The following is a 24295-nucleotide window of genomic DNA, read 5'->3' on the forward strand; positions in this document are numbered from 1 at the left end:
TGATCGTAAGAATTCAGGGCATGCGTGGGGATCACCCGCAGGTACTATCCACCCCCCTGGCGGGGGTGTGCAAAGGAACTATCCGGAGTATGAAAGAGCCCGCCCGCCCGGGGGGCGGCGTCAGTCCAGGCAGGACCAGTAAGCGGCGACGTCTGGGCGCTGCCGGGGGCGCCGCTCGGTGCCGATGGTGCCGACATTGACGAAGCACAGCGCCTGTTCACCCGGCCCCAGGCGGAACAGGTTGCGAATGGCCTGGGACTCCATGGCCTTGCCGCTGGTGAGGCTGGAACCAAAGCCCAGGGCCGTGGCCATGAGCAGCATGTTCTGGATGGCCGCCCCGGCCGAGACCAGCCGGTCTTGCGCGGAGACGTCGGTGTGTTCGTCTTGCAGACGGGCCACGGCCAGCAGCAGCCAGGGGGAGCGGTGGGCTTTTTCGCGGGCCTGGGCTACCTCTTCCGGGCTGGCCTGGGGGTCGCGCTCCAGCAGCGCTGCGGCAAAGGCGTCGCCCAGGGCCGTGCGGCGCGCGGGGGGGATTTCGATGAAGCGCCAGGGCAGCAGCTGATCGTGGTCGGGGGCGGCGGCGGCGGCGCGCAGGATGGACTGCTGTTGCAGCGGGTCGGGGCCGGGGCCCGTCAGGCGCTTGGGCAGCGTGGTGCGGCGGCTGTGCAGGAGCGTTTCCGCCCACTGCCTGGCGTCTTGATGGCTGTCCTGAGAGGCCGTTGCTTGCTGGTGCATGGAAGGTGTCATCGGGGTATCAGTCGGGGCGGCCGTCGGCGCGGGGGCGGCCAAACCAGTCGAGCAGCCGCAGGCTCCACGGTATCACGCAGGCGTTCCACAGCAGGGCCGACAGCAGGGTCAGGGCGTTGGCCAGTTCGGGCTGGCCGGTGCTCATGGCGGCGGCCACCCGGGCAAGGGCGGCGAACTGGAGCAGGCCGAACAGCGACCAGGTGAGATTGTCTGCCACGAGCTTGCGGCCGCCGTGGCCGCAGGACACGCGGGTGACCATGGCCAGCATGAGCGACCCCATGAAGCCGATGGTGGTGGCGTGCAGGGCGCCCAGCGCCCAGGGCTCCGAGCGGATGACCACCGACCAGAAGTGGCCAAGCGCGTCCAGCAGGAAGGCGATGCCCAGCCACACGAAACCGACGTGCAGCATGGCGAGCAGGCGGATGCTGAGGCTTTGCGCCAGCCCCCACATGAAGGCCAGCCACAGCACGACCAGACCGCTGACCGCCATCCAGAAGCTGCTGAGCGTCTGCAGGGTGGTCACGTTCCAGCCGGACCACTCCAGCCAGACCAGGGCCACCTTCTGTGCGACTGCCAGCAGCAGGAAGTACAGCACCCACATGGGCCGCCACACGGCCACCATGGGCAGTGCGCTGGAGGTGAAGAAGGGGATGAGCCGGTGTGCCGCGGCGATGTAGGTGGTGGCGGCGTATGCCCACAGCCCGGTGAGCAGCCACACCCGTGTGAGGTCCAGCCGGCCCGTCAGGAGGGTGATGCCCGCGCACGCCAGGCACACGGACCCGATGGCACCCGCGAGCAGGATCACCTTCGGGTGGGTCTTGTCGTCGGCGGTGCTGGTGCGGGTCAGGCGCCAGAAACGCCAGAGGTTCCAGCTCAGCCCCGCCCAGGCGAAGGCCATGCCGCTGGCCGCCACATAAGCGTGCAGGTGGCTGCCCGCGATGAACATGAGCCAGCCCACGGTTTGCAGCAGGGTGGCCGTGGCCAGTTCGCGGGCAGGGGGAGCCTGCACGCCCAGCCACTTGGGCCCGGCGGTGAAGAGGAAGCCCGAGAAAAACAGCGGCATGAAGCCGTAGACCATGAGCAGGCTGTGGGTGATGGTGGGAGACACCGCCAGGTAAGGCACGGGCAGCCAACCCATGCGCGTGGCCTGCAGCCACAGCCACCACAGGCTGCTGCAGATGAGCAGCAGGCACGCCGCCGCGAACCCCAGACGGTGTGGGGCCCACAGCAGCCTGGCGGGACGCCAGTGGACCGAACGGTCCACGCCGTCGGGCCAGGCATGGAGGTAAAAGGCTTTGTCGCGCACGATGTGTCAACTGTGGCCCGAAGCGCACTTTGGCGCTATCCTCCGATGGTCGGTCAACATTGGTGATGTTTGGGTGTCTGGCCGCGCGCGCTCTAGTTCTTTCGAACGATGTTCGACTCTCTTCCGACCTGAATTTCTCGCATGGCCCGACAAAGACGCTTGTCCACCAAATTCATGGCGCTGGGTCTGGCCCTGCTGGTGCTGGCGCTGGTGTCCATCGGTTCCACCATGTGGGTGACGCGCACGCTGGATGGCGGCGCGGCTGCGGTGAACGAGGCGGGCCGTCTGCGGATGCAGGCCTGGCGGCTGGTGAGCACCAAGGTGGTGGGCATGGACCCTGTGCGCCAGCGCGAGCTGGTGTACGAACTGGACGAAACCATGCGTGTGCTGCGCGAAGGCGACCCGGAGCGCCCGCTGCAGGTGCCCTGGGACGATGCCACGATGGCGCAGTTTGCCGAGGTGGAGCGCGCCTGGGACAACATGCGCCCCCTGTGGGGCGACGCAGGCGAGGTGCAGCCGCCGCCAGAGCTGCTTACCCGTTCGGTGGACGCCTTCGTGCAGGAGGTGGACCGGCTGGTGCGCGGGATCGAGGGCGTGATGTCGCGCATGACGGCGCTGCTCAACCTGTTCCAGTTCGTGATGATGGGCCTTGCCGTGGCGGCGGCGGTGCTGGCCCTGTACCTGGGCTACCTGTTCATCATCCAGCCCTTGCAGCGGCTGCGCGGCGGTTTGCAGCGCGTGCAGCGGGGGGATTTCGACACCCGCATCGAGACCGAGTCCCTGCTGGAGTTCCAGGAGCTGGCCACGGGCTACAACCACATGGCCGAAAACCTGCGTGCTCTTTACCACGGGCTGGAGGCCCAGGTGCAGGCCAAGACGCAGGACTTGCAGGCGGAACGTTCGCGCCTGGAGGCGCTGTACGAGGTGAGCATTTTCCTGGCGCAAGCCGATTCTCTGGAAGAGCTGGGCCGGGGCTTCGCGCAGAAGCTGCGCCGCATCAGCGGGGCGGACGCCGTGGCGGTGCGGTGGTCCGACGAGACCAGCCAGCGCTACCTGATGCTGGGCAGCGACTGCCTGCCGCAGGAGCTGGTGGACGAGGAGCGCTGCCTGGAAGCCGGGCTGTGCGCCTGCGGGCAACCCAAGGCCACGGCGCGCACCCGTGTCATACCCATCGTCTCGGAGGACGATTACCGGTTGGGCAATTGCGCCAAGGCGGGGTACACCTCGCTCATCAGTGTGCCCATCCGGTTGCAGCAGCGCGTTCTGGGTGAGGTGGATCTGTTCTACCGTCACGAGGCAGCGCTGGACGCCGAAGACCGGTCGCTCTACGACGCGCTGGCCGGGCACCTGGCCAGCGCCATGGAGAGCCTGCGCAGCGAAGCCCTGTTGCGCGAGGCGGCCGTGAGCGAGGAACGCACGATGCTGGCGCGGGAGTTGCACGACTCGATTGCCCAGTCGCTGGCTTTCCTGAAGATACAGATGACGCTGTTGCGGCAGGCCGTGCAGCGCGCCGACGAGGCGCAGACGGCGCAGGTGATCGACGAGCTGGACGCGGGCATTCGCGAAAGCACGAACGACGTGAGGGAGCTGCTGGTGCACTTCCGCACCCGTGCCAACAGTGCCGACATCGAGCAGGCACTGCGCATCACCCTGCGCAAGTTCGAGCTGCAAAGCGGCCTGGAGGCCCACCTGGACCTGCAGGGCGATGGCCTGGCGCTGCCGTCCGACGTGCAGTTGCAGGTGCTGCACATCGTGCAGGAAGCGTTGTCCAACGTGCGCAAGCATGCGCAGGCCAGCGAGGTGTGGGTGAGCGTGCAGCGCGGGCCGCGCTGGACCTTCACGGTGCGTGACAATGGGCGCGGATTCCAACCTGCGGCTCCGTCGGCCGAGGACACGCACGTGGGCCTGCACATCATGCGCGAGCGCGCGCAGCGCATTGGCGCGGCGGTGCGCCTGCAGTCGCTGCCCGGCGCGGGCACCGAGGTCTGTCTTGAACTGAGTGATTGAATGAAAGAAGCAACTGCATCACCGATCCGCCTGCTGGTGGTGGACGACCACAACCTGTTCCGCCGGGGCCTGATCGCGCTGTTGTCGCAGGACCGGCGCTTCAGCGTGGTGGGCGAGGCGGCCGATGCCAACGCCGCCCTGGCCAGTGTGCGCTTGCTGCAGCCTGACCTGGTGCTGCTGGACAACCACATGCCTGGCGTGAACGGCGTGGATGCCATCGCCGGGTTGAAGGAGGCCCACTCGGCGGCCCGCATCGTCATGCTGACGGTGAGCGAAAACGTGGAGGACCTGGCCGCCGGCCTGCGCGCGGGGGCCGACGGCTACCTGCTCAAGACCATCCACACCGAGGACCTGTGCGACTCCATCCGGCGCGTGTGGGAGGGCGATTCGGTGATCAGCCCCGAGATGATGGGAAAACTCGTCGGCCTGCTGCGCCAGGCGCCCGGCACCGCACCCGCCGCGGACCGCGCTGCAGCGCCCGTGGTGGAGCTGCCCATGACGGCACCACTGCTGGACGCCGACGACCCGATCCACAGCCTGTCGCCGCGCGAGACGGAGATCCTGCGCCAGATTGCCAAGGGGGAAAGCAACAAGCAGATCGCACGCACGCTGGACATTGCCGAGACGACGGTGAAGATCCACGTGCAGCACATCCTGCGCAAGCTGGACCTGAGCAACCGCGTGCACGCCGCCGTGTACGCCAGCGAACGCGGCCTGGGCTGAGCCACAGGCACAGACTACTACCAAAGGAGTAGGGCCCGGGGCCGCCCGCTCGTTCTTCCCGCTGCAAGGCCCCATCAGTCCGGAGGATACCCAGCCCGGCTGAAAAACAAGACAGTTCAACCCATGTGTTTGGAGAGAAACCATGGGAATGGAACTGAGCAATAAGCGCAAGGCATGGTCGGTGCTGATCGTCAGCACCCTGTCGTTCACCGTGTGCTTCATGGTCTGGATGATGTTCGGGGTGATCGGCATCCCGATCAAGAAGATGCTGGACCTCAACGCCACCCAGTTCGGGTTGCTGATGGCCACGCCGGTGCTGACCGGCTCGCTGGTGCGGGTGCCGCTGGGCATCTGGACCGACCGCTACGGCGGTCGCATCGTGATGACGGTGCTGATGGCCGCCACGGTGCCCGCCATCTGGTTGATGGCCTACGCCACCGAGTTCTGGCACTTCCTGACCATCGGCCTGTTCGTGGGGTTGGCAGGGGGCTCGTTCTCGGTGGGCACGCCCTATGTGGCGCGCTGGTTCCCCAAGAGCCAGCAGGGCATGGCCATGGGGGTGTACGGGGCGGGTAACTCCGGCTCGGCGGTGAACAAGTTCGTGGCGCCGGCCATTCTGGTGGCCTTTGGCTGGGCTGCCGTGCCGCAGGTGTACGCGGCCATCATGGCGGGCACGGTGGTGCTGTTCTGGCTGTTCAGCCACAGCGACCCGGCGCACCTGGTGCCCAGCAACGTGAGCTTCACCGATCAGCTCAAGGCGCTGAAGGACCCGAAGGTGCTGAAGTACTGCCAGTACTACAGCATCGTGTTCGGCGGCTACGTGGCGCTGGCGCTGTGGATGGTGCAGTACTACATCGGCGAGTACGGGCTGGACATCCGCGTGGCCGCGCTGCTGGCGGCGTGCTTCAGCCTGCCTGGCGGCGTGCTGCGCGCAGTGGGCGGGGTGTTGAGCGACAAGTACGGCGCGCACAAGGTCACATGGTGGGTGATGTGGGTGAGCTGGATCTGCCTGTTCCTGCTGAGTTACCCGCAGACGCAGTTCACCATCGCCACCGTCAACGGCCCGCAGACCTTCCACATCGGCCTGAACGTCTACACCTTCACCGCGCTGATGTTCGTGCTGGGCATTGCCTGGGCCTTCGGCAAGGCCAGCGTCTTCAAGTACATCGCCGACGACTACCCCAAGAACATCGGCGCCATCAGCGGCATTGTGGGCCTGGCGGGCGGCCTGGGCGGCTTCATCCTGCCCATCCTGTTCGGCGCGCTGCTCGACCTCACCGGCATCCGTTCCAGCGCCTTCATGCTGCTGTACGGCGTGGTGTGGGTGTCGCTGATCTGGATGTATTTCACCGAGGTCAAGCGCACCGAAGTGATGGGCGACAACGCCCCGGCCTTCACCCTGCGCGGCTGAGGCCCGGCACCACCAACGGAGCAATGACATGAATTCCACCTCAACCAACACGGCTGGCGCCCAGAGCGCGGCCAAGAGCGGCTCCGCCGACATCGAGATCTGGCAACCCGAGGACGAGCGCTTCTGGGAAAGCACCGGCAAGCGCATTGCCTACCGCAACCTGTGGCTGTCGGTGCCTGCGCTGCTGTGCGGCTTCGCCATCTGGGGCATGTGGGGCATCATCACCGTGCAGATGCACAACCTCGGCTTCCCCTTCAGCCAGGCCGAGCTGTTTTCGCTGACCGCCATCGCGGGCCTGGCAGGCGCGACGATGCGCATTCCCGCATCCTTCCTGGTGCGGCTGGCTGGCGGGCGCAACACCATCTTCCTGACCACGGCCATGCTGCTGTCGCCCGCCATTGGCACGGGCATTGCGCTGCAGCACCCCGAGTGGCCGCTGTGGGTGTTCCAGCTGATGGCGCTGTGGTCGGGCGTGGGTGGCGGCAACTTTGCCAGCTCCATGTCCAACATCAGCACCTTCTTTCCCAAGCGGCTGCAGGGCACCGCGCTGGGTCTGAACGCGGGCCTGGGCAACTTCGGCGTGACGACCATGCAGATCGTCATTCCGCTGGTGATGACCGTTGGCATCTTCGGTGCCATTGGCGGCGAGCCCATGGTGCTGCAGAAGGACAGCGGGTGGATCTTCGGCAAGATTCCCGCCGGTACGCAGACTTGGATACAGAACGCGGGCTTTGCCTGGCTGCTGTCGCTGGTGCCGCTGTCGGTGCTGTGCTGGTTTGGCATGAACAACCTCAAGACGGTGTCGCCCAGCACGGGCAGCCCGATCGTGGCGTTCATGAAGATCACCTGGCTGTACACGCTGGCCTTCGTGCCTGCGGGCATTGGCCTGTACCTGTACCTGCCCGCGCCCACCGGCCTGGGTGTGCTCAACATGTGGGTGACCATGCCCTTCATCATCGTGAGCACGCTGCTGGTGATGAAGCTGACCGCCTTCGGCACGATGAAGGACAACATCGCCAAGCAGTTCGCCATCTTCCGCAACAAGCACACCTGGTCGCTGACGGCGTTGTACATCGTCACCTTCGGCTCGTTCATCGGTTTTTCCATGGCGCTGCCGCTGGCCATCACGGTGATCTTCGGCTTCAGCCACGTGCCCGACGCCAATGGCGTGATCCAGCACACGCTGAAGAACCCGAACGCGCCTTCCGCGCTGACCTACGCGTGGATCGGGCCCTTCGTGGGCGCGGCCGTGCGGCCCATTGGCGGCTGGATTTCTGACAAGTGGGGCGGCTCCATCGTCACGCAGATCATTTCGGTGGTGATGGTGGGCGCCTCGGTGGCGGTGGGCTACGTGATGATGCAGGCCTACGCCTCGGCCACGCCCGAGCAGTACTTCCCCATGTTCCTGGGCCTGTTCATCGTGCTGTTCATGGCCAGCGGCATCGGCAACGGCTCCACCTTCCGCACCATCGGCGTGATCTTCGACCGCCAGCAGGCCGGCCCCGTGCTGGGCTGGACGTCCGCCATCGCCGCCTACGGCGCCTTCATCGCACCGGTCGTGATCGGCCAGCAGATCAAGGCTGGCACCCCCCAGACCGCCATGTACGGCTTTGCCGTGTTCTACGCGGTCTGCATCGTTTTGAACTGGTGGTTCTACCTGCGCCCCGGTTCCGAGATCCGCAACCCCTGACACCACAGACCTGGACACGACAACGCTTCAACGGAGTCAACAATGAGCCATTTTCTTGACCGACTGACACACTTCAACCTGCCCAAGGAGACCTTCTCTGACGGGCACGGCCAGGTCACCAACGAAGACCGCACCTGGGAAGACGCCTACCGCAACCGCTGGGCGCATGACAAGATCGTGCGTTCCACCCACGGCGTGAACTGCACGGGCTCCTGCTCGTGGAAGATTTACGTGAAGGGCGGCATCGTCACCTGGGAAACCCAGCAGACCGACTACCCCCGCACCCGGTGGGACATGCCCAACCACGAGCCGCGCGGCTGTGCGCGCGGCGCCAGCTACAGCTGGTACCTGTACAGCGCCAACCGCGTGAAGTACCCCATGGTGCGCGGCCGCCTGCTGGAGCGCTGGCGCGCTGCCTTGAAGGTGGCCAAGACGCCGGTGGATGCCTGGTCGCTGATCGTGGAAGACGATGCTGCGCGGCGCGACTACCAGCAGGTGCGCGGCATGGGCGGTTTTGTGCGTTCCACCTGGGACGAGGTGAACCAGCTGATCGCTGCCGCCAACGTGTACACCATCAAGAAGCACGGGCCGGACCGCATCATCGGCTTCTCGCCCATTCCGGCGATGAGCATGGTGAGCTACGCGGCCGGTTCGCGCTACCTGAGCCTGCTGGGCGGCGTGTGCATGAGCTTCTACGACTGGTACTGCGACCTGCCGCCCGCCAGCCCGCAGATCTGGGGCGAGCAGACCGACGTGCCCGAATCCGCCGACTGGTACAACTCCAGCTTCATCATCGCCTGGGGCTCCAACGTGCCGCAGACGCGCACGCCGGACGCCCACTTCTTCACCGAGGTGCGCTACAAGGGCACCAAGACGGTGGCGGTGACGCCCGACTATTCCGAGGTGGCCAAGCTGGCCGACCTGTGGCTGCACCCCAAGCAGGGCACCGACGCCGCCATGGCCATGGCCATGGGCCACGTGGTGCTCAAGGAGTTCTACTTCCCCGACAACGGCCAGCGCAGCGCCTACTTTGACGACTACGCCCGCCGCTACACCGACCTGCCCATGCTGGTGATGCTGAAGGAACAGCAGTTGCCCGACGGCAGCACCACCCTGGTGCCGGACCGCTACCTGCGCGCCAGCGACTTCAACGGCAAGCTGGGCCAGGCCAACAACCCCGAGTGGAAAACCATTGCCTTTGACACCGACGGCAAGGCCGTGCTGCCCAACGGCTCCATCGGCTTCCGCTGGGGCCCCGAGGGCCGCGAGGACACCGGCAAGTGGAACCTGGAGAACAAGGAAGCGCGCGACGGCGACGAGGTGAAGCTGAAGCTGTCGGTGCTGGAAGACGGCGAGCAGGACCACGAAGTGGTGGAAGTGGGCTTCCCGTACTTTGGCGGGCAGCAGACGCCGCACTTCCAGGCCAACGCCGCCACGGGCGACGTGAACCGCGCCAAGGTGCCCGCCGTGCGGCTGCGCCTGGGCAAGGCTGGCGAGGAACGCCACGCGCTGGTGGCCACCGTGTTCGACCTGCAGGTGGCGCAGTACGGCATTGACCGGGGCCTGGGCGGCGGCGCCAAGAGCTACGACGACAACGCCCCCTATACCCCCGCCTGGCAGGAAGCCATCACCGGCGTGCCGCGCGAGCAGGTCATCACCGTGGCGCGCCAGTTTGCCGACAACGCCGACAAGACGCACGGCAAGTCCATGGTCATCATCGGCGCGGCCATGAACCACTGGTACCACGCCGACATGAACTACCGTGGCGTGATCAACCTGCTGATGATGTGCGGCTGCATTGGCCAGAGCGGCGGCGGCTGGGCACACTACGTGGGCCAGGAAAAGCTGCGCCCGCAGACCGGCTGGACGGCGCTGGCCTTTGCGCTGGACTGGATACGCCCGCCGCGCCAGCAGAACTCCACCAGCTTCTTCTATGCCCACACCGACCAGTGGCGCTACGAGAAGCTGGACCTGTCGGACATCGTCTCGCCGCTGGCCGACAAGAACGCCTTCGGCGGCAGCATGATCGACTACAACGTGCGTGCCGAGCGCATGGGCTGGCTGCCGTCGGCACCGCAGCTCAAGACCAACCCGCTGCAGGTGGTGAAGGACGCCACCGCCGCAGGCATGGACCCGAAGGACTACGTGGTCAAGGCGCTGCGCGACGGCTCGCTGGAGATGAGCTGCGAAGACCCGGACGCACCGCAGAACTGGCCGCGCAATTTGTTCGTGTGGCGTTCCAACCTGCTGGGCTCCAGCGGCAAGGGCCACGAGTACTTCTGCAAACACCTGCTGGGCACCGAGAACGGCGTGCAGGGCAAGGACCTGGGGCCTGACGACGCCAAGCCCAAGGAAGTGAAGTGGCACGCCGAAGCGCCCCAGGGCAAGCTGGACCTGCTGGTGACGCTGGACTTCCGCATGAGCACCACCTGTCTGTACAGCGACATCGTGCTGCCCACGGCCAGCTGGTACGAGAAGAACGACCTCAACACCAGCGACATGCACCCCTTCATCCACCCGCTGTCTGCAGCGGTGGACCCGGTGTGGCAGTCAAAGAGCGACTGGGAGATCTACAAGGGCTTTGCCAAGGCCTTCAGCGAGGTGTGCGTGGGCCACCTGGGCGTGGAGAAGGAAGTGGTGCTGACGCCCCTGATGCACGACAGCCCGGGCGAACTGGCCCAGCCCTTCGAGGTGAAGGAATGGAAGAAGGGCGAATGCGACTTGATTCCCGGCAAGACCGCGCCGCAGATCGCCGTGGTGGAGCGCGACTACCCCAACCTGTACAAGCGCTTCACGGCGCTGGGCCCCTTGATGAACAAGGTGGGCAACGGCGGCAAGGGCATTGCCTGGAAGACCGAGACCGAGGTGACGCAGCTTGGCCAGCTCAACGGCAACACGCTGGAAGAGGGCGTGACCAAGGGCATGCCGCGCATCGTCAGCGACATCGACGCTTGCGAGGTGATCCTGCAACTGGCGCCCGAGACCAACGGCCACGTGGCTGTGAAGGCCTGGGAAGCGCTGGGCAAGGCCACCGGGCGCGACCACAAGCACCTGGCCCTGTACCGCGAGGACGAGAAGATCCGCTACCGCGACATCCAGGCGCAGCCGCGCAAGATCATCAGTTCGCCCACGTGGAGCGGCATCGAAAGCGAGACCGTGAGCTACAACGCGGGCTACACCAACGTGCACGAGCTGATTCCATGGCGCACCCTCACCGGTCGCCAGCAGTTCTACCAGGACCACCCCTGGATGATCGCCTTCGGCGAGGGCTTCAGCAGCTACCGCCCGCCGGTGGACCTGAAGACCACCGACGAGGTGCAGGGCCGCAAGCCTAACGGTAACCCCGAGATCGTGCTGAACTTCATCACCCCGCACCAGAAGTGGGGCATCCACAGCACGTACAGCGACAACCTGCTCATGCTCACGCTCAACCGTGGCGGCACGGTGATCTGGCTGAGCGAGGACGACGCCAAGAGCGCGGGCATCGAGGACAACGACTGGGTGGAGCTGTTCAACGTGAACGGCGCCGTGGCGGCGCGCGCGGTGGTGAGCCAGCGCGTCAACCCCGGCATGGTGATGATGTACCACTCCCAGGAAAAGATCATCAACACGCCCGGCTCCGAGATCACCGGCGTGCGCGGCGGCATCCACAACTCCGTCACGCGCATCGTGCTCAAGCCCACGCACATGATCGGCGGCTACGCCCAGCAGAGCTACGGCTTCAACTACTACGGAACCATCGGCACCAACCGCGACGAGTTCGTGGTGGTGCGCAAGATGAAGAAGGTGGACTGGCTCGACACCCCGCGTGACGACCACCTCGTCAAGGCCTACCAGTCGCAGGGCGAGAACCCCTGAGCCCGACAGAAAGACAAGGAGTGATGCAATGAAAGTACGCGCTCAGATCGGCATGGTCCTCAACCTGGACAAGTGCATTGGCTGCCACACCTGCTCGGTCACCTGCAAGAACGTGTGGACGAGCCGCCCCGGTGTGGAATACGCCTGGTTCAACAACGTCGAGTCCAAGCCCGGCATTGGCTACCCCAAGGACTGGGAGAACCAGGACAAGTGGAAGGGCGGCTGGGTTCGCCGCGCAGACGGCTCCATCGTGCCCAAACAGGGCGGCAAGTGGCAGCTGCTGATGAAGATCTTCGCCAACCCGCACCTGCCGCAGATTGACGACTACTACGAGCCCTACACCTTCGACTACGACCACCTGCAGTCGGCCCCCGAGATGCAGCACGCGCCCACGGCGCGGCCGCGCTCGCTCATCACCGGCAAGCGCATGGAGAAGATCGAGTGGGGCCCGAACTGGGAGGAAATCCTGGGCGGCGAATTCGCCAAACGCAGCAAGGACGCCAACTTCGACGGCTTCGAGGCCGCGCAGAAGGCCATGGTGGGTGAGTTCGAGAACACCTTCATGATGTACCTGCCGCGCCTGTGCGAGCACTGCCTGAACCCGGCGTGCGTGGCGTCGTGCCCCTCGGGCTCGATCTACAAGCGCGAGGAAGACGGCATTGTGCTGATCGACCAGGACAAGTGCCGTGGCTGGCGCATGTGCGTCAGCGGCTGCCCGTACAAAAAGATTTACTACAACTGGAAGAGCGGCAAGGCCGAGAAGTGCACCTTCTGCTTCCCGCGCATCGAGGCCGGGCAGCCTACCGTGTGCTCCGAAACTTGCGTGGGCCGCATTCGCTACCTGGGCGTGCTGCTGTACGACGCCGACCGCATCGGCGAAGCCGCCAGCACCGAGCGCGAGACCGACCTGTACCAGTCGCAGCTTGACATCTTCCTGGACCCCAACGACCCGGCGGTGATTGCCCAGGCGCGCGCCGACGGCATTCCCGAAGCGTGGCTGGAAGCCGCCCGCAACAGCCCCGTCTACAAGATGGCCGTGGACTGGAAGGTGGCCTTGCCCCTGCACCCGGAATACCGCACGCTGCCCATGGTGTGGTACGTGCCGCCGCTGTCGCCCATCACCGCTGCGGCCAATGCCGGACACGTGGGCATCAACGGCGAGATTCCTGATGTGAGCCAGCTGCGCATTCCCGTGAAGTACCTGGCCAACCTGCTGACCGCTGGCGACACTTTCCCCGTGGTGAAGGCGCTGGAGCGCATGCTGGCCATGCGCGCCTACCAGCGCGCCAAGCACGTGGACGGCGTGACCAACCACGCCGTGCTGGAACAGGTGCAGCTGAGCGCCGCGCAAGTGGAAGAGATGTACCGCTACATGGCGATTGCCAACTACGAGGACCGCTTCGTGATTCCCTCCACGCACCGCGAGTACGCCGAGAACGCGTTCAACGTCAAGGGCGGTTGCGGCTTCAGCTTCGGCAACGGCTGCTCCGAAGGGGTGACCGAGACCAGCCTTTTCGGCAGCGAGAAGAAGCGCACCATTCCCATCAAGGTGGAGGGCTGAGCCATGCTGTTTTCCGCACCCCCCAAATCCATGCGCATGACGCTGCGCGTGCTGTCGCACCTGCTGAGCTACCCCAGCGTGGAATTGCTGGCGCACCTGGGCGAGCTGGCCCAGGCCTTGCGAGACGAGGCTGTGCTGGACGGCCAGCGCACCGGCGAGCTGGAAGCGTTGATGCACCGGCTGGAGCGGCTGCCGTCGATGCAGGTGCAGTCCGAATACGTGGAGCTGTTCGACCGTGGTCGCAGCACCGCGCTCAACCTGTTCGAGCACGTGCACGGCGACTCGCGCGACCGTGGCCCAGCCATGATCGACTTGATCCAGACCTTCGAGAAGGCTGGCCTGATGCTGAGCACCGAGGAGCTGCCCGACCATCTGCCGGTGCTGCTGGAGTTCGCCTCCACGCAGCCGCCGCAGCAGGCGCGCGAGTTCCTGGGTGAGATTGCCCACATCGTGCGGGTGATCTTCAGCGCGCTGCAAAAGCGCCAGAGTCCCTACGCCAGCGTGCTGGCCGCCGTGCTCGAACTGGCCGGGCACAAGGCCGAAGCCGTGCCCGTGCCCGCCGAGGAGGCCATGGACGAGTCGTGGGAAGAGCCGCCCGTCTTCGGCGGTTGCTCCACCCAGGGGCAGGCCAAGCCCGGCCAGCCCCAACCCATCCAACTGGTCAAGAAAGCTGTTTCGTCATCACAAGGAGTGCAGGCATGAACACCCTCCACAACTTCCTGTTCAACGTCTATCCCTACATCTGCCTGTCGGTGTTCCTGATGGGCAGCCTGGCGCGCTTTGACCGCGACCAGTACACCTGGAAAAGCGACTCGTCGCAACTGCTGCGCAAGGGGCAGCTGCGCTGGGGCAGCAACCTGTTCCACATCGGCATCCTGTTCCTGTTCTTCGGGCACAGCGTGGGCCTGCTCACCCCGCACTGGGTGTACGAGCCCTTCATCACCCCGGGGCAGAAGCAGCTACTGGCCGTGGTGGCTGGCGGCGTGGCGGGCTTCATCTGCTTCATCGGCCTGTCGCTGCTGTTGCACCGGCGCATCTTCGACCCGCGCATCCGCCTCACCAGCCACCGCACCGACCTGTTCATCCTCGTCATCCTGTGGGTGCAACTGGTGCTCGGGCTCATCACGCTGCCGTACTCCATCGGCCACAGCGACGGCTCGGTGATGCTGGCGCTGTCGGACTGGGCGCAGCGCATCGTCACCTTCCGCCCTGATGCTGCTGGTCTGGTGGCGCTGGACTGGCCCTACAAGGTCCACCTGGTGCTGGGCATGACGATCTTCCTGCTCTTCCCGTTCAGCCGCCTGGTGCACGTGTGGAGCGGCTTTGCCACCGTGGCCTACGCCTTCCGCCCCTACCAGGTGGTGCGCAGCCGCCGCCTGGGGCTGGTCAAGGGTTCGCAGGACCAGGGCCGTTGAGCGGCCGCCGAATGGAAGGTTGAATGCCATGAATACCGAATACACCATGGGCTGCGGCAGCGGCCATTGCTCCTGTGCGGGCGATGCCGGCGAGACCCGGGTCACCATCAACGGCGTGCGCTTGCGGCTGCCTGCGGAAAACGCGTCGGCGGAGGAGCTGCTGGAGCGCGTGCACAGCGAGCTGTTGCGCCAGGAGGCGGTGCGCCTGGGGCGCCTGTCGCAAGGCAAGCCGGCCGAGGCGCCGGAGCTTGGGGACCACGAGCGCGAGGTGATTGAGGCGATGCTGGAGGAGCAGGTGACCGTTCCCGCGCCGACACCGGAGGAGTGCCTGCGCTACTACGAGGGGCACAAGCCGCATTTCGTGGTGGGGCAGGCCATGCACGTGCGGCACATCCTGTTTGCCGTGACGCCGGGCGTGGATGTACATGCCTTGGCCAAGCGTGCCGAGCTGGCCTTGCTGGAGCTGTCGCGCAAGGACGTGCCCGAGGGCCGTTTCGAGGCGCTGGCCCGTGAGCTGTCCAACTGCCCCACGGGTGCCAGCGGTGGCGACCTGGGCTGGATCGGCCCGGACGACTGCGCCCCAGAACTGGCCAACGAGCTGTTCTTCCAGACCGATTCGGGCTGGGGCATGGGGCTGCACCCCAGGCTGGTGCACACGCGTTACGGTTTCCACATCATCGAAGTGCTGGGCCGCCGCCGTGGCAAGCCTCTGGACTTTGACGAGGTGAAGGAGCGCATTGCGCGGCAGCTGGAGATGCAGTCCCGCGCGACGGCGCTGCGGCAATACATCAAGATCCTGATTGGGCAGGCGGCCATTGAGGGCATGGATCTGGAGGGTACCAGCAGTCCACTGGTGCAGTGAGGGGCCGTTCCTGCCGTCAACCGCGCGGCTTGCGGGCGCGCGGTTTGCGCTCGGCCTTGGCTGCCGCCGCAGACGCCATTGCGCGCGGGCTGGCCTGTTCCAGCCACAGCAGGGTGTCGAGCTGCGTGACGAAGCGGGCCAGGTAGTCGGGTGACAGGTCGCGCATCAGTTCGATGGTGCGCAGCACCAGCATGTGCGAATTCAGCGGCCCGGCGTTGCGCGGCTGGCGCTGCAGGGCGCGTTGCACCTTGTCTTGCGCCGCCACCTTGGTCCACACCTGGCGGAAGCGCCGCAGGCTGCGCATTTCGCCTTTGTCTTGCGCTGGGGCAGTGGCAGGTGGCAGGGCGGCGCCTGTGGTGCAGTCATCACCCGCCCGCTCGGCTGCGCGCAGGTGGCCGTTGAGTTTGGCCAGCGCCGTGGCGGCGGGAGCTTCCAGCAGGATGGCCAGCCTGCGCAGGCCAGCGGCGTCGCTCTCGTGCAGCATGGCGCGCACGGTGCGGGCCTGTGCGGGGTGGACCTGTTGCAGGTGGCTGGTCTGTTGCGTCAAGGCTCCGTGCGCCTGTTGCAGCCGGTGTTCGTGCTCGGCCAGGGCACGCTCCAGGCGCTCGTGCAGCAGACGCCGCACACCCGGGGCAGCGTTGTCCATGCGGGCGCCCAGGGCTTCCAGGTAGCGAAAGCGCACCGGGTCCAGCCGGTCGGCGCCTTGCGCGCGCCAGCCGTCGAGCCGGGCACGCCAGGGCTGTGCAGGGCGCGCGGGTTCATTCATGGCGCGGGGCCGGGGTCTTGGGCACCGGGGCCATTTCCACGCGGCGGTTGAGGGTGCGGCCCTGCTCGCTGTCGTTCGGTGCCACGGGCTGCTGCGGGCCAAAGGCCGCCGCAAACACCTGGGACGGCGGCATGCCTTCGCCGATGAGTGCCCTGGTCACGGTGAGTGCACGCTGCGCGGACAGCTCCAGGTTGTCCGCGAAGCGGCGGTTGCCCTCGTGGATGGGGCGGTCGTCGGTGAAGCCGCTCACCATGAGCATTTCCTGCCGCTCGCTCAGGTACACCTTCAAGGGCGGCACCAGGCTGCGCAGCAGTTGCAGACCTTCGGGGTGCAGCTGGTCGGAGTTGAGCGGAAACAGCACGCTGCCGCTGATGCCGATGCGCCCGTCGCGCAGCGTGACGCGGCCGGACTGCAGCGGCACCGCCAGGGCCTTTTCCAGGGCCATGCGGCGGTGTTCTTCCTCCCGCCGCTTGGCCACTTCGGCTTCCAGGCTGGACACCAGGTCCATCTGCACCACCAGCACGCCAATCAGCACCAGCACGAATGCGCCCAGCAGACCGGCCATCAGGTCGCCAAACACGGCCCACACCGGGGCAGTGTGGCTTTCGCCGTCGTCGCGTTCGTCGAACTCGATCATCCGGCGGCCCCTTCGGCCTCCAGTGCCGCACTGCCCCGCAGGCGCTGCAGGTCTTGCACGATGCTTTGCTGCGAGGTGATGCTGAGGTCGATGACCTCACGGGCCTGGGCCACGTAGTAGTCGAGCTGCTCGTCGCTGCGGGTGATGGAGCGCTGGATGGCGGATTCGATGCGGGCCAGGGTGTCGAGCAGCTTGTCGTTGGAGGCACTGTAGAGCTGCACGCCATGGCCGAAGGCTTCGCCCAGCGCCGCCAGTTCCACTGCGCTGCCATTGACCTGGTCTGCTGCGTCGCCCACCTGCTGCGCCAGCTGCGCGGCCTGGGTCTGCAGGGTCTGCTCGAACTGCGTGCCCGCCTGCGCCAGCACTTGCGTGGCCGCGCCCACCAGGGCTTCGATGCGGTTGCGTTGCTCGCCTGCCGCCTGGTCCAGCGACTGGATCAGCCCCTGCAATTGGGTGGCCAGGCGGGTGCGTTCTTCCAGGGCCAGGTTGTCGCGTTCAGACAGGCGCGACATTTCCTGGCGCAGCTCGGCAATCACTTGCGCGGCCGCCTGGGGTACTTCCGAAGCCGTTTGCAGCAGGCGCGACAGCGGGGCTTCCAGGGCCGTGCCCAGCGTGGCCAGGTGGCTGGCCACGGCGGCCTGCAGTTCGCCCAGGCGCTCCACGGCGGCCTGGCCGCGCGCGGCTTCGTCGTTGCGCAGCTGGCCCAGTTCGGCTTGCAGCGTGTGGGTGAGCTGGTCCATGCGCTGGGCGTGCTGTTCCAGCCATTGCGCTTCAGACGCGGTGCGGTGGCGCACCAGTTCTTCGGAGCGTTCCAGCAGCCGCGACACCTCTTGCAAGGTGGCACCCGCCTGCTGGCTGGTGCGCTGGGTGATGTCGCCCACCGCCTGTTCCAGCGCCGCGCAGATGCCCTGGTGGCGCTGCAGCGACTGTTCGCCCAGCCGCTGCCATTCGCCATGCAGGTTGGCGGCCATGGTCTGCAGCGCGCCGGTCCAGGTTTGCTGGCGTTCGCTTTCGGCCTGGGCCTGGGCGGCCTGTTGTTGTTTGGCAGAAGCGTTGAATTCGGTGATGAGCGTCTGCAGCTGGGCCTGGATGGCGTCTGCCTGGCGGCGCTGCGTTTCCTGCGCGAAGACGCTCAGGTCTTGCATGGTGCTGGCCACCACGGGGCGCAGGCTGTCGCCAGCGGCCTGGGCGGTGGCGGTGAGGCTGTCCAGCAGGCTCTGGCGCACCTGGGCGGCCAGATCGGTGTACGCGGTTTTCACCTCGCGGTGGAAGGCGTCCTGCTGGCTGGCGAGTTGGGTGCTCAACTGCTGGCTGCGTTGCTCCAGCCCGTCCAGCACGGCGTGCAGGCGGTCCACCACGGCGGGCAGGGCTTCGGTCTGTGCCTGCAAGGCGTTGAGGGAGGCTTGCCGCTGGTGCGCGTGTGAAAAGGGGCGCAGCACGCTGGCCACCCGCTGGTCCAGCAGGCGCGAGGCTTCCTGCCGTTCACGCCTGCAGAAGGTCGCCATGAGCCCCAGCATGGCAGAGGTGGCCACACCCGCCACCGATGTGCCAAACGACAGGCCCAACCCCTTGATGGGCGCGGCCAGCGCGGAGCGGATGGCTTGCAGGTCGGCCGAGCCTTCCAGCGCGAACACGGCCCCCTTGAAGGTCATGACCATGCCCAGGAAGGTGCCGAGCATGCCCAGCATCACCAGCAGGCCCACCAGGTAGGGCGTGAGCGCCGGGCCGGGCAGGGCGGCGCGTTCACCTTCCACGCGCAGGCGCACGGCTTGGCGCAGCGGCGCGGGCACCTGGTCCAGCCAGTTGCCCAGTTCGGGCAGGGGGGCGGGAATGTTGTCCAGCGCCTGGTGCAGCTGCGCGGTGTGGGCGCGAAAGCGCTGCAGCTCGCGCGCCCCGTGCAGGTACACGGCGGCGATCAACAGCGTCATCAGCAGCGCGGTCCAGCTGGTGCCGATGAAGCCGATGCCGATCCAGACGAGGGTGGCGAGTCCGAGGGCGAAGGCGGTGGCAAAGACAGTGCGGTTCATGGCTTGGCAGGGTGTTCGTTCTTCAGGGCTTCCAGCAGGCCGTGCAGGGGTTGCAGACGCAGATCCAGCTCGGCGAGCAGGGCGGCGTGCCAGTCCTGCCCGAAGCGCAGGGCAGGCTGGTCAGCCTCTTCGCTGGCCTGGGTGTGCAGCTGCTTGAAGCGCTGTTCCAGGTGGGCTGGCACGGTGGCCAGCAGTTTGTGTTCATGGGCGTCCAGCTGCTGCTCCAGCAGCGCGTCCAGCGCGGCCAGCTGGCGCAGCGGGCCTGCAGCGCGGGCCAGGGCCTGGCGCAGCCGTGCCCGCAGCGGTGCGATGGACGTGGCCATCAGCCGCTGCAGTTCGGTGTGGCGGCGGCGGTAGGGGGCAAATCCCGTCTCCCCGGTTTCGGCGGGCTGGGCCTGTAGCAGCGTGGCGCTGAGCGAGGCTTGCAGCTTTTGCAGTTCATCGGCCAACGCGCGCACGGCTGCGGGGGCGGGCGAGGCGCGGTCCACCGGCATGGCCCTGATCGACTGTTGCGCCGCCTGCAGGCGCACCGCGTCCAGCGGGCCGAGCCACAGGCTCCAGCGTTCCGCCAGGTCGGCGCCAGACTCCGCGCCGGGCGCGCTCGCCCATCCGTCCAGCAGACGGACCAGAGGGGAGCTGGTGAGTGCGTTTGGTGCAGACATGTCGTGTGGCCACCTTGCCGGGGCAGGGTGTCAGGCGGTGCGGCGGTGTGATTCGCCCAATGAACAAAGGCTTGCGCTGTGGAAAGACGCAAGCCTCCGGTGGGACAGGATGCGCCGGGCGCCGTTTGCCGCCAGGGGCGGGACGGGCAGGCACGGGCATCGCCACGGGGGTGGATTTTAGTTCACACGCGTTCCAGGGGCTTTCGGGCGTCCCTACACTGGGGGACGTTCAAGAACAATGCAGAGGTCGGCATGGCGCTTCCCACTTACGAACAGTTTGAACAGGCCGCCCGGGCCCGGGGTGCCGACGAGGTGCTGGTGCGCGAATGGGCGCCAGACTTTGAAAACCCCCTGCATGACCACCCTTTTGACACCGACGCCCTGGTGGTGCAGGGCGAGTTCTGGCTGACCGTTGACGGGCAGACGCGCCACCTTGGCGTGGGCGACGCCTTCCAGCTTGGCAGGGGTGTGCGGCACGCCGAAAAGTACGGCCCCCAGGGCGCCACCTTCTGGGCTGCGCGCAAGAACTGAACGGCGTCTGCCCACCTGACCAGGCGTCAGACCTTCACATGCTGGCGTGCCAGCGCGTTGTAGATCACCCCGCCCAGCACCGCGCCAATCACCCAGTTGTACCCCGACAGGAATTCAAACCAGGGCACCCACACCGTGGCCACCGAGAAGATGGCCGCCAGCCCGAACGCCTTGACGGCGACGCGGTTCCAGCCATCGACGTAGTGGTAGCGGCCGCCTTCCATGTTGTACAGATCGTCCAGGTGGAGGCGCTGCTTGCGGTGCACGTAGTAATCGACAATCATGATCCCGAAGATCGGGGCCAGGGTCGCGCCCAGCGTGTTCACGAAGCCGCTGATCCCGAATTCGCTGATGAAGCTGTTCCAGAAGCCGCCGATGACCAGCGCGAACAGGGAGGTGATGAAACCCGCCTTGCGAAAGCTGATCTTCCCGGGAGCCAGGTTGGCAATACCGTTGACCGCCGGAATGAAGTTGGCCACCAGGTTGATGCCGACGGTTGCGGCAAAGAAGGTGATCGCCGCGATCACGCTGAGCAGCACGCTGTCCGTGCGTTCAACGATCTCCGTGGGGTTGATGATCTGTTCGCCAAACACCACCGCAGCGCCGCCGGTGGTCAGCAGTGCCAGGGCCGAGAACAGAATCATGTTCAACGGCAAGCCCGTCAGGTTGCCTACCACCATCGTCTTTCTGTCCTTCGCGTAGCGTGAAAAGTCGCTGAAGTTGATCATCACCGCCGCGAAGTACGCGACCATGGTGCCAACGATGGCGACAAAGCCCTTGAACTCGGTGGCCCACGTGCCTTCCGGGTTGGCGAAGATTGTTGCGGTTGCTGTCAGCAGCTGCCCGTCAGAGCGCTGCCACAACACGATGACCAGGCCGATCATCACCACGTACACAAAGGGGCCGGCAATGTTCAGGAAGGTCTCCACCCAGTTCATGCCGCGCCAGAAGATCAGGATGTGGAACGCCCACACGGCGATGAAAGATGCCCAGTCGATGCCCGTGAGCCCAAGAAACTGCGCGCCCCCGCTGGCACCGGTGAGGGAGCGTATGAGCAAGGCCAGCGCCGTGGACGCGAAATACACCTGCACGCCGTACCAGAAGACCGCCACGGTCGACCGCAGCACCGCAGGCAGCTTGGCCCCCTCGGTACCCAGGCTGGCCCTGGCCAGCACGGGGTAGGGTATGCCGTACTGTTCCCCTGCCGCCCCCGACAGGTTCACCATCCACATGACGAAGAGCCCCGCCACGATCAAGGCGGCGAAGGCTGTCCAGCCCCCTACGCCATACGAGATGAACAGCGACGCGACCAGCGAATAGCCAAAGAGCGACTGCACGTCGTTGGCCCAGATGTTGAAGATGGCGAACCACCCCCAGGTTTTTTCGTCTTTCCCCACGGGGTTGAGCGTATTGCCCTCGGGGTCGAGGGTGTTGCCCCGATCGACGTGGGCTTGTGAGTGAGGGTCCATGGATGTCTCCTGTGTCTGCGTTATTGATCCGGCCGGTTGGCTTGCCACGCTCAGCACCCCCGGACCGTGGCGCTGAATGGCTGACCGCTTTCACTCCCTGCGTTTTCCTCCAGCACATTTCCATCCTCGGGGTTGACTGGTTTTGTTTTCAATTATTGGATGTGTTTTTTGTATACAAATATAGGGTGCATTTTCCCCTGGGCGTCATGGCGTTTACCCTTACAAGCCATGCGGCTCATCCCCGGCCAGGGCGGAATTCACCGTCTACAACGGCGGGCGGCCGCACCGAAGGCTGGCCGGAAGTGCCGGGCGGCAGCGTGATAATGCTCCCCAGTTGCGGCGTTGTCCAAGTGTGTGTCTTCAACGACGCCGCCCAACCGAGGTTGAACCATGTCGAGTCTCCCGCGATTGCCCGTCAACGTTCCTGCGCACCAGATGGACACGCTCAACGAGCGGTTGAAGTCTTTGCACGCCAGACTTCTGGCAACCATGCCGCAGGTCGACCGCATCGCATGCGCGCTGTACGACCCTGGCGAAGACCTGCTCAAAACCTTCATCAACAGCACGCGTGACGGCAAGCCGCTTCTGGGTTATGAATACAAGCTGGCTGACAGCCGCGCACTCAAGGAACTGGCCGCCAACGGCGAATTCCGGGTGCTCGACGACATCGAGCAGGTCCTGCAATCGAACTCTGCCCACACGGCGTGGTTGCTGGAGCAGGGCTACCGCTCCTCTTTCACCGTCCCTATCTACGATGGCTCCAGCCTGCTGGGCTTTGTGTTTTTCGACTCCCGGCAAAGGGGCGCGTTCAGCCCCCAGATGCAGCGCGATCTGGTGCTCTACGCCAGCCTCATCAACATGGCCATTGCGGGCGAAATGTCGGCCGTGCGTTCGGTGCTGGAGGCAACACGCATTGCCCGGGAGCTGGCCGAGGTTCGCGACTTCGAGACTGGCGCGCACCTGGAGCGCATGGCCCATTACTCCCGGATCATCGCCAAATATGCCGCTTCCCGGCACGGTCTGGATGACGAGTTCGTTGAAAGCGTCTTCCTGTTCTCGTCCTTGCACGACATCGGCAAGATAGGGATTCCCGACAGCGTTCTGCTCAAGCGCAGCCGCCTGGATCCCGACGAACGCCGCATCATGGAAACCCACGTCGAGAAAGGCGTTCTCATCATCGACCGTGTCGTGGGCACGGGCCTGCAGCAGCGCCTGCCGGATTCGTCCATCCTGCGAAACATCGTCCACTGCCATCACGAATACCTGGATGGCTCTGGCTACCCGCGCCACCTTCGCGGCGACCAGATACCGATGGAGGCGCGGGTTGTGACCGTGGCGGACATATTCGACGCGCTCACCGCCTACAGGCCCTACAAGCGCCCCTGGACGCCGGAGCAGGCCCTGGGCGAGCTGGACCGTATGGTCCAGGAGGGCAAACTTGACCCCGACTGCGTCGCAGCCGTCCACGAGTGCTGGGCGGAGATCCTCGCCATCGGCGAGCGCTACAAGGACGTCGATGCGATAGCCTGAGGGCGAGCCTTCATGCCGCTGATCGCCGCTGAAGCCAATGGGCGGCAACGTCACTCCTGGCACGGGACGGCCGCCTCAACGCCACGCCCGGCCCGAAAAGAAGCTGCTTTGCAGCGGTACTGGTGGCTGGCCGCTCGAATGGCGAAAAAGAACAGAAAAAATCAAGAAATCCTTAAGGACAGTCTCCGTGCCTGTCGGCACCATCGGGTTCGCCCATTCTCAAGGAGCAGAACCATGGACCGGCGGCGACGTACCTTGAACCAGGCTGGCGCGCACTGGTTGGGGTGGACGGCCATTCTGGGTGCAGGGTCGCCTGTGCTGGCCTGGGCCCAGCGTGCGGGCTTCTCCGACACCCGCGTGCAAGACGCGCTGGCGAGCGCCGGAATACTGGCACCCCAGCCCACCGACGCGATCCAGTTCGAAGCGCCAGAGTTTGCTGACAACGCTGCTGTGGTGCCATTCATGTTGCACAGCCATATTCCCCAGACACGGCAGATGTGGCTTGTCCTGGATCTCAATCCATTTCCACTCATCGCTTTCGCACGCTTCCATGCTGGCGCTATACCTTACCTGGGGTTGCGAAGCCGGCTGGCCGAAAGCTCACCAGCCCGTGCCATCGTCGAGACCGATGCCGGCTTGCAATTCATGGCCAGGCGTCTCATTCGGACCACCGCCGGAGGCTGTGCGGCAGACGATGCACAACAGCCCGTTTATCCCGACCCGCCTGCAGCCACCCGCATGAGGGCTTCTCGGTTGGACAGCGCCACCGAAGTGCGGGTGCTGCTGTCCCATCCAATGGAGAACGGCTTGCGCAGAACAGCACGCGGCACGCTTATTCCGGCCAGACATGTGGAGCGAGTCGAGTTGAGATTGGCCGAGCGCGTGGTGCTGGAGGTCTATCTAGGGCGATCGGTTTCCGCCAATCCGTTGCTCACATTCCGGCTCTCGGGCGTGCAAAGGGGTGACAGGCTGAAATGCAGCTGGAAGGATACGGAAGGTGCCAGCCGCGAAGACGAGCTGGAATTGCTCGTCTAGCAGGGCGGTGTGGGAAGGCGCGTGCCAGCCCCTGGCCGCGCAAGGCCCGCGCAAAGAA

General features: G+C 65.9%; 19 protein-coding genes. 12 read left to right on the forward strand and 7 right to left on the reverse strand.

The window, feature by feature from the left end:
• Positions 1–120: 120 nt before the first annotated feature.
• Both ACYVHH_RS12255 and ACYVHH_RS12260 read right to left on the reverse strand, forming a co-directional pair.
• Complete coding sequence (locus tag ACYVHH_RS12255) at positions 121–735, reverse strand: nitroreductase family protein (protein WP_460565461.1); 615 nt, start codon at positions 733–735, stop codon at positions 121–123.
• Positions 736–754: 19 nt separating this feature from the next.
• Positions 755–2053, reverse strand: a complete 1299-nt coding sequence (locus ACYVHH_RS12260; RefSeq protein ID WP_460565462.1) for an NnrS family protein — start codon at positions 2051–2053, stop codon at positions 755–757.
• Positions 2054–2212: 159 nt separating this feature from the next.
• Here ACYVHH_RS12260 and ACYVHH_RS12265 point away from each other — a divergent pair, with 159 nt between their 5' ends.
• The 9 genes from ACYVHH_RS12265 (at position 2213) to ACYVHH_RS12305 (ending at position 15580) form a co-directional block, all read left to right on the forward strand.
• Complete coding sequence (locus ACYVHH_RS12265; protein WP_460565463.1) at positions 2213–4060, forward strand: type IV pili methyl-accepting chemotaxis transducer N-terminal domain-containing protein; 1848 nt, start codon at positions 2213–2215, stop codon at positions 4058–4060.
• Positions 4061–4783, forward strand: a complete 723-nt coding sequence (locus ACYVHH_RS12270) for a response regulator (protein ID WP_460565464.1) — start codon at positions 4061–4063, stop codon at positions 4781–4783.
• 142 nt (positions 4784–4925) lie between these two features.
• Entirely contained in the window at positions 4926–6194 is a 1269-nt protein-coding gene (locus ACYVHH_RS12275) for an MFS transporter (RefSeq protein WP_460565465.1), read from the forward strand.
• 28 nt (positions 6195–6222) lie between these two features.
• Complete coding sequence (locus ACYVHH_RS12280) at positions 6223–7884, forward strand: MFS transporter (RefSeq protein ID WP_460565466.1); 1662 nt, start codon at positions 6223–6225, stop codon at positions 7882–7884.
• 42 nt (positions 7885–7926) lie between these two features.
• Positions 7927–11742, forward strand: a complete 3816-nt coding sequence (locus tag ACYVHH_RS12285) for a nitrate reductase subunit alpha (RefSeq protein WP_460565467.1) — start codon at positions 7927–7929, stop codon at positions 11740–11742.
• A 28-nt stretch (positions 11743–11770) separates the two neighbouring features.
• Complete coding sequence (gene narH / locus ACYVHH_RS12290) at positions 11771–13303, forward strand: nitrate reductase subunit beta (protein WP_460565468.1); 1533 nt, start codon at positions 11771–11773, stop codon at positions 13301–13303.
• Between the two features lie 3 nt (positions 13304–13306).
• Positions 13307–14005, forward strand: coding sequence for a nitrate reductase molybdenum cofactor assembly chaperone (gene narJ / locus ACYVHH_RS12295; RefSeq protein ID WP_460565469.1), 699 nt, complete (start codon positions 13307–13309; stop codon positions 14003–14005).
• On the forward strand, positions 14002–14718 hold the full coding sequence (narI, locus tag ACYVHH_RS12300) for a respiratory nitrate reductase subunit gamma (RefSeq protein ID WP_460565470.1): 717 nt from the start codon (positions 14002–14004) through the stop codon (positions 14716–14718). The genes narJ and narI overlap by 4 nt, the downstream gene beginning before the upstream one ends.
• Positions 14719–14746: 28 nt before the next feature.
• Positions 14747–15580, forward strand: a complete 834-nt coding sequence (locus ACYVHH_RS12305; protein WP_460565471.1) for a peptidylprolyl isomerase — start codon at positions 14747–14749, stop codon at positions 15578–15580.
• Between the two features lie 16 nt (positions 15581–15596).
• Here the strand turns inward: ACYVHH_RS12305 and ACYVHH_RS12310 are convergent, their stop codons facing one another.
• The 4 genes from ACYVHH_RS12310 to ACYVHH_RS12325 are packed head-to-tail and all read right to left on the reverse strand — an operon-like array spanning position 15597 to position 19672.
• Positions 15597–16346 carry a DUF2894 domain-containing protein gene (locus ACYVHH_RS12310; protein ID WP_460565472.1) on the reverse strand — a complete coding sequence of 250 codons (750 nt, stop codon included), beginning with the start codon at positions 16344–16346 and terminating at the stop codon, positions 15597–15599.
• Positions 16339–16983: an OmpA family protein gene (locus tag ACYVHH_RS12315; RefSeq protein ID WP_460565473.1), complete on the reverse strand. Its 645-nt coding sequence runs from the start codon at positions 16981–16983 to the stop codon at positions 16339–16341. The genes ACYVHH_RS12310 and ACYVHH_RS12315 overlap by 8 nt, the downstream gene beginning before the upstream one ends.
• Positions 16980–19010 (reverse strand): coiled-coil domain-containing protein, encoded by a 2031-nt coding sequence (locus tag ACYVHH_RS12320; protein ID WP_460565474.1) that lies wholly within the window; start codon positions 19008–19010, stop codon positions 16980–16982. The genes ACYVHH_RS12315 and ACYVHH_RS12320 overlap by 4 nt, the downstream gene beginning before the upstream one ends.
• Positions 19007–19672: a DUF3348 family protein gene (locus tag ACYVHH_RS12325; RefSeq protein WP_460565475.1), complete on the reverse strand. Its 666-nt coding sequence runs from the start codon at positions 19670–19672 to the stop codon at positions 19007–19009. The genes ACYVHH_RS12320 and ACYVHH_RS12325 overlap by 4 nt, the downstream gene beginning before the upstream one ends.
• Before the next feature lie 252 nt (positions 19673–19924).
• On the opposite strand from ACYVHH_RS12325, the gene ACYVHH_RS12330 reads away from it, so the two are divergent.
• Positions 19925–20203 (forward strand): cupin domain-containing protein, encoded by a 279-nt coding sequence (locus tag ACYVHH_RS12330; RefSeq protein WP_460565476.1) that lies wholly within the window; start codon positions 19925–19927, stop codon positions 20201–20203.
• Positions 20204–20229: 26 nt separating this feature from the next.
• On the opposite strand, the gene ACYVHH_RS12335 is transcribed toward ACYVHH_RS12330, so the two are convergent.
• Positions 20230–21672: an NCS1 family nucleobase:cation symporter-1 gene (locus ACYVHH_RS12335; RefSeq protein WP_460565477.1), complete on the reverse strand. Its 1443-nt coding sequence runs from the start codon at positions 21670–21672 to the stop codon at positions 20230–20232.
• Positions 21673–22062: 390 nt separating this feature from the next.
• On the opposite strand from ACYVHH_RS12335, the gene ACYVHH_RS12340 reads away from it, so the two are divergent.
• Both ACYVHH_RS12340 and soxZ read left to right on the forward strand, forming a co-directional pair.
• Positions 22063–23202 carry an HD-GYP domain-containing protein gene (locus tag ACYVHH_RS12340; RefSeq protein WP_460565478.1) on the forward strand — a complete coding sequence of 380 codons (1140 nt, stop codon included), beginning with the start codon at positions 22063–22065 and terminating at the stop codon, positions 23200–23202.
• Between the two features lie 12 nt (positions 23203–23214).
• Positions 23215–24237: a thiosulfate oxidation carrier complex protein SoxZ gene (gene soxZ, locus ACYVHH_RS12345; protein ID WP_460565479.1), complete on the forward strand. Its 1023-nt coding sequence runs from the start codon at positions 23215–23217 to the stop codon at positions 24235–24237.
• The last annotated feature ends 58 nt before the right edge of the window (positions 24238–24295 follow it).

The organism is Hydrogenophaga aquatica (assembly GCF_054780915.1).